This is a genomic window from Pseudomonas sp. BF-R-26 (assembly GCF_019947395.1).
Lineage (GTDB): Bacteria > Pseudomonadota > Gammaproteobacteria > Pseudomonadales > Pseudomonadaceae > Aquipseudomonas > Aquipseudomonas farris.
This window is the reverse complement of sequence record NZ_JAGYGK010000015.1, coordinates 25,529-41,310: the sequence shown is the minus strand read 5'-3', so window position 1 is coordinate 41,310 and position 15,782 is coordinate 25,529. Positions and strand designations below refer to the sequence as shown.

The window sequence follows — 15,782 nt, the reverse complement described above, 5'->3', positions numbered from 1 at the left end:
ACGTTCTCCTAGGCTACGCACGCTGCCCCGGCCGGGTTGTTCACCAGGCGCTCAAGGGTGGTGCGATCCAATAGTTCTGTGTCCAATTTGATGTAAATCGCCGCTTCATCTTCGACGATCACTGCATCTGTTACCCCTACGACGGCCTTCAGGCGCTCGACCAGACCCGCTTCGCGGATCGCCTCGGGCGACAACGGCAAGCGCAGGCTCGTGACGTAAGGTGGTTCGCGCATGGTAACAGCAAAGGCCAGCCAGAGGGCAGCCAGGCCGGCGCATCCGAGGAATACAACCGACAAACCGCCGTGCTGGAACATCCAGCCGCCGAGGATCCCGCCCAGCGCCGAACCGAGGAACTGGCTGGTGGAATAAACCCCCATCGCCGTGCCCTTGCCGCCTGCCGGTGAAACCTTGCTGATCAGCGATGGCAAGGAGGCTTCCAGCAGATTGAACGCGGTGAAGAACACCACCGTACCAATCACCAGAGCCCGCAAGCTATCGCCGAACTGCCAGAAGAATAGCTCAGTGAGCATCAGCGTCAGCACTGCGCCCAATAAAACTCGTTTCATTTTGCGTTTCTTCTCGCCATAGATGATGAACGGGATCATGGCGAAGAAGGAGATCAGCAGCGCGGTCAGGTAGACCCACCAGTGCTGCTCTTTGGGCAGCCCGGCTTTTTCGACCAGGGCCAGGGGCAATGCAACGAAGCTCGACATCAACATCGCGTGCAACACAAAAATACCCAAGTCCAGGCGCAGCAGGTCCGGGTGCTTGAGTGTCGGTATCAGCGCTTGTCGCGCAACGCCGGACTCGCGGTGCTGCAACGGCCCGGTTGCACGCGGCACCATGAACATCACGATAACGATGCCGACCAGCGCCATGCCACCGGTGGCGAAGAACAACCCGGACAGGCCGAAGACACGGGTCAGCAACGGTCCTACAACCATGGCGACAGCGAACGACAGACCAATCGTCATGCCGATCATGGCCATGGCTTTGGTCCGATGCTGTTCCCGGGTCAGGTCCGACAGCAACGCCATGACCGCTGCGGAAATCGCCCCAGCGCCTTGCAGGATGCGTCCAGCGATGACACCCCAGATCGAATCGGCATTGGCCGCCAGCACACTCCCCAGGGCGAAGATGATCAGCCCCAGGTAAATCACCGGACGACGACCGATGCGGTCGGAAATGAAGCCAAAAGGAATCTGAAAGATCGCCTGGGTCAGGCCGTAAGCGCCAATCGCCAACCCGATGAGGGCCGGGGTCGCTCCTGCCAGATCCATCCCATAGGTCGCCAGAACCGGCAACACCATGAACATGCCAAGCATACGGAAGGCGAACACCAGGGCCAGACCGCTTGCTGCGCGGGTCTCACTGCCACTCATGCGTTCGCTGTGGGGATCGTGCATGGAAAAACCTCATGTGAACCGGCGGCGATTCTACCAGTCCCATCGATTGACGGGGTATATCGCGACGCTATGACGCGCACAGATGACGCAGTCTTCATGCAAGGCTGCGCGCCCCGCATTTGATAGTGTGCATCCATCCAGTATTTGGCCGTATACTCCTACGTTTTCGACGCCCGCCGAGCGAGGCCACTTTGGACAAGATCCTGATTCGTGGGGCCCGAACCCACAACCTGAAGAACATCGACCTGACCCTGCCACGGGACAAACTGATCGTTATCACCGGCCTGTCCGGATCCGGCAAGTCGTCCCTGGCCTTTGACACGTTGTACGCCGAAGGCCAGCGCCGCTATGTCGAATCGCTGTCGGCCTACGCCCGGCAGTTCCTGTCGATGATGGAAAAACCTGACGTCGACACCATTGAAGGTCTGTCGCCAGCGATCTCCATCGAACAGAAGTCGACCTCGCACAACCCGCGCTCGACGGTTGGCACCATTACCGAAATCTACGATTACCTGCGCCTGCTCTACGCTCGCGTCGGTATTCCGCGCTGCCCGGACCACGACATTCCGCTGGAAGCCCAGACCGTCAGCCAGATGGTCGACCTGGTGCTGGCACAACCGGAGGGCAGCAAACTGATGCTGCTGGCCCCGGTGATCCGCGAGCGTAAGGGCGAGCACCTCTCGGTCTTCGAAGAGCTGCGCGCCCAGGGTTTTGTACGGGCCCGCGTCAACGGCAGGCTCTGCGAGCTGGACGAGTTGCCAAAGCTGGATAAACAGAAGAAGCACTCGATCGATGTCGTGGTCGACCGCTTCAAGGTTCGCGCCGATCTGCAACAGCGTTTGGCTGAGTCGTTCGAGACTGCGTTGAAACTGGCGGACGGCATTGCGCTGGTAGCACCAATGGATGACGAGCCTGGCGAAGAAATCATCTTCTCCGCGCGCTTCGCCTGTCCGATCTGCGGCCACGCCATCAGCGAGCTGGAACCCAAGCTGTTTTCCTTCAACAACCCGGCCGGCGCCTGCCCGACCTGCGATGGCCTGGGGGTTAAACAGTTCTTCGACACCAAACGACTGGTGAACGGTGAACTGACCCTGGCCGAAGGTGCGATTCGCGGCTGGGACCGGCGCAACGTCTATTACTTCCAGATGCTTGGCTCGCTGGCCTCGCACTACAAGTTCAGCCTTGAAGTGCCGTTCAACGACCTGCCGGCCGATCAGCAGAAATTCATCCTGCATGGCAGTGGCTCGCAGAACGTCGACTTCAAATACCTGAACGACCGTGGCGACATCGTCAAACGTTCGCACCCGTTCGAAGGCATCGTGCCGAACCTGGAACGCCGCTACCGCGAAACCGAATCGGCTTCGGTCCGTGAAGAACTGGCCAAATTCCTCAGCACCCAGCCCTGCCCGGATTGCCGCGGCACTCGTCTGCGTCGCGAGGCGCGGCACGTGTGGGTTGGCGAGAAGACCTTGCCGGCGGTGACTAATCTGCCGATCGGCGACGCCTGTGAGTATTTCGGCGTGCTGAAACTGACCGGCCGCCGTGGCGAGATCGCCGACAAGATTCTCAAGGAAATCCGCGAGCGGCTGCAGTTCCTGGTCAACGTTGGCCTCGACTATTTGTCACTCGACCGCAGTGCCGACACGCTGTCCGGCGGCGAAGCCCAGCGGATTCGTCTGGCCAGTCAGATTGGCGCCGGCTTGGTGGGGGTTCTGTACATCCTCGATGAGCCGTCGATCGGCCTGCATCAACGGGACAATGACCGGTTGCTGGGCACCCTCAAGCACCTGCGCGACATCGGCAACACGGTGATCGTGGTCGAGCACGACGAAGACGCGATTCGTCTGGCCGACTATGTGGTGGATATCGGCCCGGGCGCGGGTGTGCACGGTGGGCATATCGTCGCCGAAGGTACGCCGGCCGAGGTCATGGCTCACCCTGATTCGCTGACCGGCAAGTACTTGTCGGGCCGGGTAAAGATCGCAGTTCCAGCCAAACGCACACCGCGTAACAAGAAGTTGTCGTTGGCCCTCAAAGGCGCTCGCGGCAACAATTTGCGCAATGTCGATCTGGAGATTCCGATCGGTCTGCTGACCTGCGTGACCGGTGTGTCCGGCTCAGGCAAATCGACGCTGATCAACAACACACTGTTTCCTTTGAGCGCTACCGCACTCAATGGGGCAACAACCCTGGAAGCTGCAGCTCACGAGAGCATCAAAGGCCTGGAACATCTGGATAAAGTCGTCGACATTGACCAGAGCCCGATCGGTCGTACGCCGCGCTCCAACCCGGCGACCTACACCGGGCTGTTCACGCCGATTCGCGAGTTGTTCGCCGGCGTGCCGGAATCCCGATCCCGCGGTTACGGACCAGGGCGTTTCTCCTTCAACGTGAAGGGCGGACGCTGCGAAGCTTGTCAGGGCGATGGCCTGATCAAGGTGGAAATGCACTTCCTGCCGGACATCTATGTCCCGTGCGACGTCTGCAAGAGCAAGCGTTACAACCGCGAAACGCTGGAGATCAAGTACAAGGGCAAGAGCATCCACGAAACCCTCGAGATGACCATCGAGGAAGCCCGGGTGTTCTTCGACGCGGTTCCAGCCTTGGCGCGCAAGCTTCAGACGCTGATGGACGTAGGTCTTTCCTACATCAAGCTGGGGCAATCGGCGACGACGCTGTCCGGCGGTGAAGCCCAGCGGGTGAAACTGTCTCGCGAGCTGTCCAAGCGCGATACCGGCAAGACCCTATACATCCTTGATGAGCCGACCACCGGACTGCACTTTGCGGATATCCAGCAACTGCTCGACGTGTTGCATCGTCTGCGCGACCACGGCAATACCGTGGTAGTGATCGAGCACAACCTGGATGTGATCAAGACCGCCGACTGGTTGGTGGACCTGGGGCCGGAAGGTGGCTCCAAAGGCGGCCAGATCATTGCCGTCGGTACGCCAGAGGAAGTGTCGGAGATGAAGCAGTCTCACACTGGCTTCTATCTCAAACCATTGCTGGCTCGCGACAGGGCCTGAATCAGGGCCACGAAAAAGCCCCTGTCACTTCATCGGTGACAGGGGCTTTTTTGTACGCGCCTACAACAGCATCAGAACTGCGATTGCAGATAGTTTTCCAGACCAATCAGCTTGATCAGACCCAGCTGCTTCTCGAGCCAGTAGGTGTGATCTTCTTCGGTATCGGCCAGCTGAATGCGCAGGATCTCGCGGCTGACGTAATCCTTGTGCAGTTCGCAAAGCTCGATGCCTTTGCAGAGAGCTGCACGAACTTTGTATTCCAGACGCAGGTCAGCGGCGAGCATGTCAGGCACGGTGGTGCCGACATCCAGATCGTCCGGACGCATACGTGGAGTACCTTCGAGCATGAGGATCCGACGCATCAGAGCGTCAGCGTGTTGCGCCTCTTCTTCCATCTCGTGATTGATACGTTCGTAGAGCTCGGTGAAACCCCAGTCCTCGTACATCCGCGAATGGATGAAATATTGATCACGGGCTGCCAGTTCGCCTGTCAGCAACGTGTTGAGGTAATCGATTACGTCTGGGTGACCTTGCATCGCCCTACATCTCCCTGCTTTAAAGTCTGTAGTTTGAACCAACCCGACCGGAAGGTCACTCGCCCGACGCTATAAAAGCGAAGATATTCTTAGAAAAGCAGCTTAAATAACGCAAAAACCGCCCAAATGAGGGCGGTTCTGCTTATCGTTTAGACTTAGTTAAGCTGTACGTTGAGTGCATTTGCGATTGCTTCTCCATACGATGGGTCGGCCTTGAAGAAATGCTGCAACTGGCGATCAACCACATCGCTGGAAACTCCTGCCATTGCGCCGGCAATGTTGTTGATCAGCAGGTTTTTCTGCTCCTCGCTCATCAAACGGAACAACGCACCCGCATGGCTGTAGTAGTCGGTGTCTTCGCGATGATCGTAACGATCAGCCGCGCCGCTCAAGGCCAAAGCAGGTTCCGCGTAGCGTGGTGCCTGTTTCGGTGATTCTACGTAACTGTTCGGCTCGTAGTTCGGCGCTGCACCGCCATTGGCGCCAAATGCCATGGAACCGTCGCGCTGGTAGCTGTTGACCGGACTACGAGGCGCATTCACCGGCAGTTGCTGGTGATTGGTGCCCACACGGTAGCGATGGGCATCGGCGTAAGCGAACACGCGACCTTGCAGCATGCGGTCAGGCGACAGACCGACACCCGGGACCATATTGCTCGGACCGAACGCAGCTTGCTCGACTTCAGCGAAGTAGTTCAGCGGATTGCGGTTGAGCTCCAGCTCGCCCACCTCGATCAACGGAAACTCTTTCTGCGACCAGGTCTTGGTCACGTCGAACGGGTTCTCGTAATGAGCCTCGGCTTGGGCCTCGGTCATGATCTGGATATTGACACTCCATTTCGGGAAATCACCGCGCTCAATGGCGCCGAACAGGTCACGTTGTGCGTAATCCGGATCGGTACCCGCCAGGCGCGCGGCTTCTGCCGGAGCGAGGTTCTTGATCCCCTGTTTGGTTTTGTAGTGCCACTTCACCCAGTGACGCTCGCCATTGGCGTTGATCAGGCTGTAGGTGTGGCTGCCGAAGCCATGCATGTGGCGATAGCCGTCAGGGATGCCGCGGTCCGAGAACAAAATGGTGATCTGGTGCAACGCCTCAGGCGAGTGCGACCAGAAATCCCACATCATCTGCGCGCTTTTCAGATTGCTTTGCGGCAGGCGCTTCTGGGTATGGATAAAGTCAGGGAATTTCAGCGGATCACGGATGAAGAACACCGGCGTGTTGTTACCGACGATGTCCCAGTTGCCTTCCTCTGTGTAGAACTTCAGGGCAAAACCGCGTGGATCACGCTCGGTGTCGGCCGAACCGCGTTCGCCGCCCACAGTAGAGAACCGCAGGAAGGTCGAGGTTTGTTTGCCGACGGACTCAAACAGCTTGGCACTGGTGTACTGAGTGATGTCGCGAGTCACGGTGAACGTACCGTAGGCACCCGAACCTTTGGCGTGCACACGACGCTCAGGGATGTTTTCACGGTTGAAATGAGCAAGCTTCTCGATCAGATGGAAATCGTCGAGCAGCAAAGGGCCACGAGGGCCGGCGGAGCGGGAATTCTGGTTGTCGGCGACAGGAGCGCCACTGGCGGTCGTAAGCGTGCTGTTTTGGCTCATGCGATCTCATCCTCTGTCAGTTTTGTAACTGCCGGCTAATCGGCGTGGGAGGGAGTATTAACCATCAATCATGACACCTACAAATTCATTAATTTGCAGACATCAATAGAAAAATACTACCAACAATCCCCCTCATATACTGACGGCGTGAACCGCAAGGAAGCTTGTACAAACAGCGCGTTTCTTACAGGCACAAAAAACCGGGCACTAGGCCCGGTTCTTTGTTTCAGACTGACGTCTTACTCAGCGGATACAGCTTCACCGCCGACAGGACGATCAACCAACTCGACGTACGCCATAGGCGCGTTGTCGCCAGTGCGGAAGCCGCACTTGAGGATGCGCAGGTAGCCACCCTCACGGGTAGCGTAACGCTTGCCCAGGTCGTTGAAGAGCTTACCAACGATAGCTTTCGAACGAGTACGGTCGAAAGCCAGACGGCGGTTAGCCAGGCTGTCTGTCTTGGCCAAAGTGATCAGCGGCTCAGCAACGCGGCGCAGTTCTTTGGCTTTTGGCAGTGTAGTTTTGATCAGCTCGTGCTCGAACAGCGACACCGCCATGTTTTGAAACATGGCCTTGCGGTGCGAGCTGGTGCGGCTCAGGTGACGACCACTTTTACGATGACGCATGGTTCATTCCTTACCAAACACAACGTTCGGTGATTACGACGATCAGGCAGTCGCCTTGTCGTCCTTCTTAAGACTTGCAGGCGGCCAGTTGTCGAGGCGCATGCCGAGGGACAGACCGCGGGAGGCCAGAACGTCCTTGATTTCAGTCAAGGATTTCTTGCCAAGGTTCGGAGTCTTCAACAGCTCTACTTCGGTACGCTGAATCAGGTCACCGATGTAGTAGATGTTTTCCGCCTTAAGGCAGTTAGCCGAACGTACAGTCAGTTCCAGATCGTCAACCGGGCGAAGCAGGATCGGATCGATCTCGTCTTCCTGCTCGACAACCACTGGCTCACTGTCACCTTTGAGATCGACGAACGCAGCCAACTGCTGTTGCAGAATGGTTGCAGCACGGCGGATAGCCTCTTCAGGATCCAGGGTACCGTTGGTTTCCAGATCAATAACCAGCTTGTCCAGGTTAGTACGCTGTTCGACACGGGCGTTTTCCACCACGTATGCGATACGGCGAACCGGGCTGAACGAAGAGTCAAGCTGCAAGCGACCGATGCTGCGGCTTTCGTCTTCATCGCTCTGACGCGAGTCTGCCGGTTCATAACCACGACCACGAGCTACGGTGAGCTTCATGTTCAGGGCGCCGTTAGACGCCAGGTTAGCGATTACGTGATCGGGGTTAACGATCTCGACATCATGATCCAGCTGAATATCGGCAGCGGTAACCACCCCCGAACCCTTCTTCGACAAGGTCAGCGTAACTTCGTCTCGACCGTGCAGCTTGATAGCCAGACCTTTAAGGTTCAACAGGATTTCAATTACGTCTTCCTGTACACCTTCGATGGCGCTGTACTCGTGGAGCACACCGTCAATCTCGGCCTCGACTACTGCACAGCCGGGCATTGAGGACAACAGGATGCGGCGCAGCGCGTTGCCCAGGGTGTGGCCGAAACCACGCTCGAGAGGCTCGAGAGTGATCTTGGCGCGGGTTGGACTGACAACCTGCACATCAATATGGCGGGGTGTCAGGAACTCATTTACCGAAATCTGCATGGATGCACCTATTTTCTAGCCCTTACTTGGAGTAGAGCTCGACAATCAGGCTTTCGTTGATGTCGGCGGACAGATCACTGCGAGCTGGAACGTTCTTGAAAACGCCCGACTTCTTCTCAGTGTCTACTTCTACCCATTCTACGCGGCCACGTTGGGCACACAGATCGAGAGCTTGGACAATGCGAAGTTGGTTCTTTGCTTTCTCGCGAACTGCGACCACGTCACCAGCACGAACCTGGTAAGACGGAACGTTTACGGTCTGACCGTTAACGCTGATCGACTTGTGCGATACCAGCTGACGGGATTCGGCACGAGTAGAGCCAAAACCCATACGGTATACAACGTTGTCCAGACGGCATTCGAGCAGCTGCAACAGGTTTTCGCCAGTTGCGCCTTTCTTGCCAGCAGCTTCTTTGTAGTAGCCGCTGAATTGACGCTCGAGAACGCCGTAGATACGACGGACCTTCTGCTTTTCACGCAGTTGGGTGCCGTAATCGGACTGGCGACCGCGGCGTTGGCCGTGGATACCAGGTGCTGCTTCGATGTTGCACTTCGATTCGATCGCGCGCACGCCGCTCTTCAGAAAGAGATCGGTGCCTTCGCGACGAGCGAGTTTGCATTTTGGACCAATGTAACGAGCCATTCTTTACAATCTCCTGGATTACACGCGGCGCTTCTTCGGCGGACGGCACCCGTTGTGCGGGATTGGCGTCACGTCGGTGATGCTGGCGATCTTGTAGCCACAGCCGTTCAAAGCGCGGACTGCAGATTCACGACCTGGGCCTGGACCTTTGACGTTAACGTCGAGGTTTTTCAGGCCGTATTCCAGCGCAGCTTGACCAGCACGTTCAGCAGCTACTTGAGCAGCAAACGGGGTGGACTTGCGGGAACCGCGGAAACCCGAACCACCGGAGGTAGCCCAGGAAAGAGCGTTGCCTTGACGGTCGGTGATGGTCACGATTGTGTTGTTAAAAGAAGCATGGATGTGGGCGATGCCATCAACCACTGTCTTTTTAACTTTTTTACGAGGACGAGCAGCAGGTTTAGCCATGATTAATTTCCTGTCGATTCGCTGGGGCGATTACTTGCGGATCGGCTTACGCGGACCTTTACGGGTACGCGCGTTAGTCTTGGTACGCTGACCGCGCACTGGAAGACCACGACGATGACGCAGACCGCGATAGCAACCGAGGTCCATCAAACGCTTGATTTTCATGTTGATTTCGCGACGCAGGTCACCTTCAGTGGTGAACTTCGCCACTTCGCCACGCAGCTGTTCAATCTGCTCGTCGCTCAGATCTTTGATCTTTGCGGCTGGGTTTACCCCAGTCACTGCACAAATTTTCTGTGCAGTAGTGCGACCAACACCATAGATGTAGGTCAGCGAGATAACAGTATGCTTGTTATCTGGAATGTTAACGCCTGCAATACGGGCCATTCAGTGGGACTCCAATTGACAGCTACCTACGCCCCGGAAGCCAAGAAATAGGGCGCGAGATAATATCGCTGTAATAACAAATAATCAACCCGGCAGCGCACTAGCTGCCGGGCTTGAAGCACAATCACACTCAGCCTTGGCGCTGTTTGTGACGCGGTTCCGCGCTGCAAATTACTCGAACAACACCTTCGCGGCGAATAATCTTGCAGTTACGGCACAGCTTTTTCACCGATGCACGAACTTTCATCACCAACTCCTCGAACCTTATGGGTACTCAGCGCAACATGCCGCTGCCGTAACCCTTCAGGTTGGCTTTCTTCATCAGGGATTCGTACTGGTGCGAAACGAGGTGCGATTGTACTTGAGACATGAAGTCCATCACAACCACGACCACGATCAGCAACGAGGTCCCGCCAAGGTAGAACGGAACGTTTGCTGCAACCACCAGGAACTGGGGCAACAGGCACACGGCCGTCATATATAGAGCACCGAACAGGGTCAAACGAGTCAGAACGCCATCAATGTAGCGCGCAGACTGCTCACCTGGACGGATGCCCGGAATAAAGGCACCGGACTTCTTCAGGTTTTCCGCTACGTCTTTCGGATTGAACATCAACGCCGTATAGAAGAAGCAGAAGAAAATAATCCCTGCACTAAACAGCAGAATATTCAACGGCTGACCAGGAGCGATCGACTGCGAGATGTCCTGCAGCCAGCCCATACCTTCAGACTGACCAAACCAGGTACCCAACGAAGCCGGGAACAGCAAAATGCTGCTCGCGAAAATGGCTGGAATAACACCGGCCATATTCACCTTCAACGGCAAGTGGCTAGTCTGCGCAGCAAAGACCTTACGGCCCTGCTGACGCTTGGCGTAATGAACAGCAATACGACGCTGACCACGCTCAATGAACACCACGAAACCGATAATCGCTACTGCCAGCAAACCGATGGCAACCAAGGCAAAAATGTTGATATCACCCTGACGCGCAGACTCGAAAGACTGCCCGATCGCTCTCGGAAGACCGGCGACGATACCTGCGAATATCAACATCGAGATACCGTTGCCAACACCACGCTCAGTAATCTGCTCACCCAGCCACATCATGAACATCGCACCAGCCACAAAAGTGGATACCGCGACGAAATGGAAGCCAAAGTCACCAGTGAACGAAACGCCCTGCCCCGCCAGACCAATGGACATGCCAATTGCCTGAACGAGAGCGAGGACGACAGTGCCGTAGCGGGTGTACTGAGCGATCTTGCGACGCCCAGCTTCACCTTCCTTCTTCAACTGTTCCAGCTGCGGGCTGACGGCGGTCATCAGCTGCATGATGATCGATGCCGAAATGTACGGCATGATCCCCAGTGCAAAGATGCTCATCCGTTCCAGCGCGCCGCCGGAAAACATGTTGAACAAGCTAAGAATGGTCCCCTCATTCTGTCGAAACAGGTCCGCGAGTCGGTCCGGGTTGATACCTGGAACCGGGATGTGTGCGCCTATTCGGTAGACGATAATCGCCAAGAATAGAAAACGCAGACGAGCCCAGAGTTCAGACATACCGCCTTTGCCGAGCGCAGAGAGAGCACCTTGCTTAGCCATTTATTCCTCGAACTTGCCGCCAGCTGCTTCGATAGCCGCACGCGCACCTTTGGTGGCGCCGATTCCCTTTCCGATGGTAACAGCGCGAGTAACTTCGCCGGACAGCATGATTTTCACACGCTGTACGTTGACGTTGATCACGTTGGCATCTTTCAGGGACTGCACGGTGACGATGTCGCCTTCCACTTTAGCCAGTTCGGACAAACGCACTTCTGCGCGATCCATGGCTTTCAGGGAAACGAAACCGAACTTCGGCAGGCGACGATGCAGCGGCTGTTGACCGCCTTCAAAGCCTGGAGCAATGGTGCCACCGGAGCGGGAGGACTGACCTTTGTGGCCACGGCCACCGGTCTTGCCCAAACCACTACCGATACCACGGCCCGGACGATGCTTTTCGCGACGGGAACCCGGCGCTGGACTCAGATCATTGAGTTTCATCGATTAACCCTCGACACGCAGCATGTAGTAAGCCTTGTTGATCATCCCGCGATTCTCGGGAGTATCAAGTACTTCTACAGTGTGACCGATGCGACGCAGACCCAGACCCTTAACGCACAGTTTGTGGTTAGGGATGCGGCCGGTCATGCTTTTGATCAGCGTAACTTTAACGGTAGCCATGATCAGAAGATCTCCTTGACGCTTTTGCCACGCTTGGCGGCAATGGATTCAGGAGACTGCATAGCTTTCAAACCTTTGAAAGTGGCGTGAACCACGTTTACCGGGTTAGTCGAGCCGTAGCACTTGGCCAGAACGTTCTGAACGCCAGCAACTTCGAGGACAGCACGCATAGCGCCGCCAGCGATGATACCGGTACCTTCAGAAGCAGGCTGCATGTACACCTTCGAAGCGCCATGGGCGGACTTCATTGCGTACTGCAGAGTGGTGCCGTTCAGATCAACTTGGATCATGTTGCGGCGAGCAGCTTCCATTGCCTTCTGGATCGCAGCAGGCACTTCACGCGACTTGCCACGGCCGAAGCCAACACGCCCTTTACCATCACCAACCACGGTCAACGCGGTGAAAGTGAAGATACGGCCGCCTTTAACGGTTTTGGCTACGCGGTTAACTTGAACCAGCTTCTCGATGTAGCCTTCGTCGCGCTTTTGGTCGTTATTTGACATAACTTAGAACTCCAGCCCAGCTTCACGAGCAGCATCAGCCAGCGCCTTGACGCGGCCGTGGTACTTGAAGCCAGAGCGGTCGAAAGCCACCTGCGAGACGCCAGCGGCTTTAGCACGCGTAGCGACCAGCTGGCCAACCTTAGTGGCCGCGTCGATGTTGCCAGTGGCCCCATCACGCAGTTCTTTATCCAAAGTCGAGGCACTTGCCAGGACTTTGTTGCCGTCGGCCGAAATGACCTGGGCGTAGATGTGCTGCGACGAGCGGAACACGCAGAGACGCACGACTTCGAGTTCGTGCATTTTCAGGCGTGCTTTGCGAGCGCGACGCAGTCGAGTAACTTTTTTGTCGGTCATTTGCTATGCCCTACTTCTTCTTGGCTTCTTTACGACGGACGACTTCGTCCGCGTAGCGCACACCTTTGCCTTTGTACGGCTCTGGTGGACGGAAGTCGCGGATCTCGGCGGCCACTTGACCTACCAGCTGCTTATCGATGCCCTTGATCAGGATATCGGTCTGGCTAGGAGTCTCAGCGGTGATGCCTTGCGGCAGTTCATAATCCACTGGGTGCGAGAAGCCAAGAGCCAGGTTCAGCACTGTGCCTTTTGCTTGCGCTTTGTAACCAACACCGACCAGCTGGAGCTTGCGCTCGAAGCCTTGGCTTACGCCTTGGACCATGTTGTTAACCAACGCACGAGTGGTACCAGCCATTGCGCGAGTCTGTTGATCGCCATTGCGAGCAGCAAAACGCAGCTCACCAGCTTCTTCAACAATCTCAACGGACGAATGGATGTTCAGTTCGAGAGTACCCTTGGCACCCTTCACCGAAAGCTGTTGGCCTGCGAATTTGACTTCGACACCGGCTGGCAGCTTAACGGGGTTCTTAGCGACGCGTGACATGCTTATCCCCCCTTAGAACACAGTGCAAAGAACTTCGCCGCCGACACCGGCAGCGCGCGCAGCACGATCCGTCATCACACCTTTGTTGGTGGAGACGATAGACACACCGAGACCGCCACGAACTTTTGGCAGATCATCGACGGACTTGTACTGACGCAGGCCTGGACGGCTAACGCGCTTCACTTCTTCGATGACCGGACGGCCTTCGAAGTACTTCAGCTCGATGGACAGCAGTGGTTTGATTTCGCTGCTGATCTGATAACCCGCAATGTAACCTTCGTCCTTCAGGACTTTGGCAACAGCTACCTTCAAAGTAGAAGATGGCATGCTTACGACGGACTTTTCAGCCATCTGGGCATTACGGATTCGAGTTAGCATGTCCGCTAACGGGTCCTGCATACTCATGGGCTAGACGCTCCTAATACAAAAAAATTAGCCTTGCGGCTACTACTTGTCGCCGAGGACATCCATGCAAAAAAAGCACGGGCTCAGGCGAGCCGGGTATTCTAGACACACCCCACAAATGAATCAAGCCCCAATAGGGGCTTGATTCAAGTTCAAGGTCACCGATGGTCAGGATCTTGCGACCCCGAGCACCGAGACTTTGATAGTGCTTACCAGCTGGCTTTAACCAGACCAGGTACGTCACCACGCATAGCAGCTTCACGCAGTTTGTTACGGCCGAGGCCGAACTTGCGGTAAACGCCGTGTGGACGACCGGTCAGGCGGCAGCGGTTACGCATGCGCGAAGCGCTTGCGTCACGTGGCTGCTTCTGCAGAGCTACTGTAGCTTCCCAACGCGCTTCTGGACTTGCGTTCAGATCAACGATGATAGCTTTCAGTGCTGCACGCTTTTTGGCGTACTTGGCAACCGTGAGCTGACGCTTCAGCTCGCGGTTTTTCATGCTCATCTTGGCCATTTTCCTACTCCAATCAGTTGCGGAACGGGAATTTGAAAGCGCGCAGCAGAGCGCGACCTTCATCATCGTTCTTGGCAGTGGTGGTCAGGGTAATGTCCAGACCGCGGAGAGCATCGATCTTGTCGTAGTCGATTTCCGGGAAGATGATCTGCTCTTTAACGCCCATGCTGTAGTTACCACGACCATCGAAGGACTTGGCATTCAGGCCGCGGAAGTCGCGAACCCGAGGCAGGGAGATCGACAGCAGACGATCCAGGAATTCATACATACGCTCACGGCGCAGAGTCACTTTGACGCCGATCGGCCAACCTTCACGGACTTTAAAGCCAGCGATGGATTTCCGAGCGTAAGTCACAACGACTTTCTGACCGGTGATCTTTTCCAGGTCGGCAACAGCGTGCTCGATGACTTTTTTGTCACCGACCGCTTCGCCCAGACCCATGTTCAGGGTGATTTTGGTAACGCGTGGAACTTCCATCACGTTCGAAAGCTTAAGTTCTTCCTTAAGCTTCGGTGCGATTTCCTTCCAGTAAATCTCTTTTAGTCGTGCCATGGTCTTCTACCTAGCAGTGTTCAAGCATCAACCGCTTTTTGGGTCGACTTGAAGACACGAATTTTCTTGCCGTCTTCTACTTTAAAACCAACGCGGTCAGCCTTGTTGGTTTCGCCGTTGAAAATGGCGACGTTAGAAGCATCCAGCGGAGCTTCTTTTTCGACGATACCGCCCTGCACGCCCGACATCGGGTTAGGCTTGGTATGACGCTTAACCAGGTTCAGACCGCCAATAACCAAACGGTTGTTAGCGAGAACCTTAAGCACCTTACCGCGCTTACCTTTGTCTTTGCCGGCGATCACGATGATCTCGTCGTCACGACGAATCTTTTGCATGTCGGATCTCCTTACAGCACTTCTGGGGCGAGCGAGACGATCTTCATGAACTTCTCAGTACGAAGCTCACGGGTCACTGGCCCAAAGATACGGGTGCCGATCGGCTCTTGCTTGTTGTTCAGAAGAACAGCAGCGTTGCCATCAAAGCGGATAATGGAGCCATCAGCACGGCGAACGCCGTGGCGAGTGCGGACTACTACAGCAGTCATCACTTGGCCTTTTTTCACTTTACCGCGAGGAATTGCTTCCTTCACGGTAACTTTGATGATGTCACCGATACCAGCGTAACGACGATGGGAGCCACCCAGCACCTTGATGCACATAACACGGCGAGCGCCGCTGTTATCGGCCACATCGAGCATGGATTGAGTCTGAATCATATAATTTCTCCGACCCCTAGTCCTTAGACTTCCACAGCGCGTTCGAGAACATCAACCAGCGCCCAAGACTTGGTCTTGGCCAAAGGACGAGTTTCACGAATAGTGACTTTGTCGCCGATGTGGCACTGATTGGTTTCGTCGTGCGCGTGCAGCTTAGTCGAACGCTTAACGTATTTACCGTAGATCGGGTGCTTAACGCGACGCTCGATCAGAACGGTGATGGTTTTGTCCATCTTGTCGCTGACAACACGGCCAGTCAGCGTACGGACAGTTTTTTCGGCTTCAGCCATGA

General features: G+C 56.0%; 22 protein-coding genes. 1 reads left to right on the top strand and 21 read right to left on the bottom strand.

What is annotated here, in order from left to right; translation table 11 throughout:
• Positions 1–8: 8 nt before the first annotated feature.
• Positions 9–1,406, bottom strand: a complete 1,398-nt coding sequence (locus KGB18_RS22160) for an MFS transporter (protein ID WP_052967046.1) — start codon at positions 1,404–1,406, stop codon at positions 9–11.
• 191 nt (positions 1,407–1,597) lie between these two features.
• On the opposite strand from KGB18_RS22160, the gene uvrA reads away from it, so the two are divergent.
• Positions 1,598–4,432, top strand: coding sequence for an excinuclease ABC subunit UvrA (uvrA, locus tag KGB18_RS22155; RefSeq protein ID WP_123720591.1), 2,835 nt, complete (start codon positions 1,598–1,600; stop codon positions 4,430–4,432).
• Between the two features lie 71 nt (positions 4,433–4,503).
• Here the strand turns inward: uvrA and bfr are convergent, their stop codons facing one another.
• The 20 genes from bfr to rpsQ all read right to left on the bottom strand — a co-directional run bounded on the left by bfr (position 4,504) and on the right by rpsQ (position 15,780).
• Entirely contained in the window at positions 4,504–4,968 is a 465-nt protein-coding gene (bfr, locus tag KGB18_RS22150) for a bacterioferritin (RefSeq protein ID WP_123359019.1), read from the bottom strand.
• Between the two features lie 155 nt (positions 4,969–5,123).
• Positions 5,124–6,572, bottom strand: coding sequence for a catalase (locus KGB18_RS22145; protein ID WP_223570463.1), 1,449 nt, complete (start codon positions 6,570–6,572; stop codon positions 5,124–5,126).
• A 239-nt stretch (positions 6,573–6,811) separates the two neighbouring features.
• Complete coding sequence (gene rplQ, locus KGB18_RS22140; protein ID WP_007896790.1) at positions 6,812–7,198, bottom strand: 50S ribosomal protein L17; 387 nt, start codon at positions 7,196–7,198, stop codon at positions 6,812–6,814.
• Between the two features lie 42 nt (positions 7,199–7,240).
• Positions 7,241–8,242 (bottom strand): DNA-directed RNA polymerase subunit alpha, encoded by a 1,002-nt coding sequence (locus KGB18_RS22135; protein ID WP_003186012.1) that lies wholly within the window; start codon positions 8,240–8,242, stop codon positions 7,241–7,243.
• Between the two features lie 22 nt (positions 8,243–8,264).
• Positions 8,265–8,885: a 30S ribosomal protein S4 gene (rpsD, locus tag KGB18_RS22130; protein WP_003176404.1), complete on the bottom strand. Its 621-nt coding sequence runs from the start codon at positions 8,883–8,885 to the stop codon at positions 8,265–8,267.
• A gap of 18 nt (positions 8,886–8,903) precedes the next feature.
• The gene (rpsK, locus tag KGB18_RS22125) at positions 8,904–9,293 is read right to left on the bottom strand and encodes a 30S ribosomal protein S11 (protein WP_002555466.1); all 390 of its coding nucleotides are present in this window, start codon (positions 9,291–9,293) and stop codon (positions 8,904–8,906) included.
• A gap of 30 nt (positions 9,294–9,323) precedes the next feature.
• Positions 9,324–9,680: a 30S ribosomal protein S13 gene (gene rpsM / locus KGB18_RS22120; RefSeq protein WP_003186020.1), complete on the bottom strand. Its 357-nt coding sequence runs from the start codon at positions 9,678–9,680 to the stop codon at positions 9,324–9,326.
• A gap of 130 nt (positions 9,681–9,810) precedes the next feature.
• Entirely contained in the window at positions 9,811–9,927 is a 117-nt protein-coding gene (rpmJ, locus tag KGB18_RS22115; protein WP_002555468.1) for a 50S ribosomal protein L36, read from the bottom strand.
• 27 nt (positions 9,928–9,954) lie between these two features.
• The gene (gene secY / locus KGB18_RS22110; protein WP_008073883.1) at positions 9,955–11,283 is read right to left on the bottom strand and encodes a preprotein translocase subunit SecY; all 1,329 of its coding nucleotides are present in this window, start codon (positions 11,281–11,283) and stop codon (positions 9,955–9,957) included.
• Positions 11,284–11,721 carry a 50S ribosomal protein L15 gene (gene rplO, locus KGB18_RS22105; protein WP_007896782.1) on the bottom strand — a complete coding sequence of 146 codons (438 nt, stop codon included), beginning with the start codon at positions 11,719–11,721 and terminating at the stop codon, positions 11,284–11,286.
• Between the two features lie 3 nt (positions 11,722–11,724).
• On the bottom strand, positions 11,725–11,901 hold the full coding sequence (gene rpmD, locus KGB18_RS22100) for a 50S ribosomal protein L30 (RefSeq protein WP_003186033.1): 177 nt from the start codon (positions 11,899–11,901) through the stop codon (positions 11,725–11,727).
• Between the two features lie 2 nt (positions 11,902–11,903).
• Positions 11,904–12,404 carry a 30S ribosomal protein S5 gene (rpsE, locus tag KGB18_RS22095; RefSeq protein WP_003186035.1) on the bottom strand — a complete coding sequence of 167 codons (501 nt, stop codon included), beginning with the start codon at positions 12,402–12,404 and terminating at the stop codon, positions 11,904–11,906.
• A 3-nt stretch (positions 12,405–12,407) separates the two neighbouring features.
• Positions 12,408–12,758 carry a 50S ribosomal protein L18 gene (gene rplR, locus KGB18_RS22090; protein WP_003186037.1) on the bottom strand — a complete coding sequence of 117 codons (351 nt, stop codon included), beginning with the start codon at positions 12,756–12,758 and terminating at the stop codon, positions 12,408–12,410.
• Between the two features lie 10 nt (positions 12,759–12,768).
• Positions 12,769–13,302, bottom strand: coding sequence for a 50S ribosomal protein L6 (gene rplF / locus KGB18_RS22085; RefSeq protein WP_123720593.1), 534 nt, complete (start codon positions 13,300–13,302; stop codon positions 12,769–12,771).
• Between the two features lie 12 nt (positions 13,303–13,314).
• On the bottom strand, positions 13,315–13,707 hold the full coding sequence (gene rpsH, locus KGB18_RS22080; protein ID WP_003186040.1) for a 30S ribosomal protein S8: 393 nt from the start codon (positions 13,705–13,707) through the stop codon (positions 13,315–13,317).
• Between the two features lie 209 nt (positions 13,708–13,916).
• Positions 13,917–14,222 carry a 30S ribosomal protein S14 gene (gene rpsN, locus KGB18_RS22075; RefSeq protein ID WP_003176414.1) on the bottom strand — a complete coding sequence of 102 codons (306 nt, stop codon included), beginning with the start codon at positions 14,220–14,222 and terminating at the stop codon, positions 13,917–13,919.
• Between the two features lie 13 nt (positions 14,223–14,235).
• Positions 14,236–14,775 (bottom strand): 50S ribosomal protein L5, encoded by a 540-nt coding sequence (rplE, locus tag KGB18_RS22070; RefSeq protein WP_003176415.1) that lies wholly within the window; start codon positions 14,773–14,775, stop codon positions 14,236–14,238.
• A gap of 20 nt (positions 14,776–14,795) precedes the next feature.
• Entirely contained in the window at positions 14,796–15,110 is a 315-nt protein-coding gene (gene rplX, locus KGB18_RS22065; RefSeq protein ID WP_003176416.1) for a 50S ribosomal protein L24, read from the bottom strand.
• An 11-nt stretch (positions 15,111–15,121) separates the two neighbouring features.
• Positions 15,122–15,490, bottom strand: coding sequence for a 50S ribosomal protein L14 (gene rplN / locus KGB18_RS22060; RefSeq protein ID WP_002555479.1), 369 nt, complete (start codon positions 15,488–15,490; stop codon positions 15,122–15,124).
• A gap of 23 nt (positions 15,491–15,513) precedes the next feature.
• A complete protein-coding gene (rpsQ, locus tag KGB18_RS22055; protein WP_003176419.1) occupies positions 15,514–15,780 on the bottom strand; it encodes a 30S ribosomal protein S17 in 267 nt (88 codons plus the stop codon).
• Positions 15,781–15,782 lie beyond the last annotated feature (2 nt).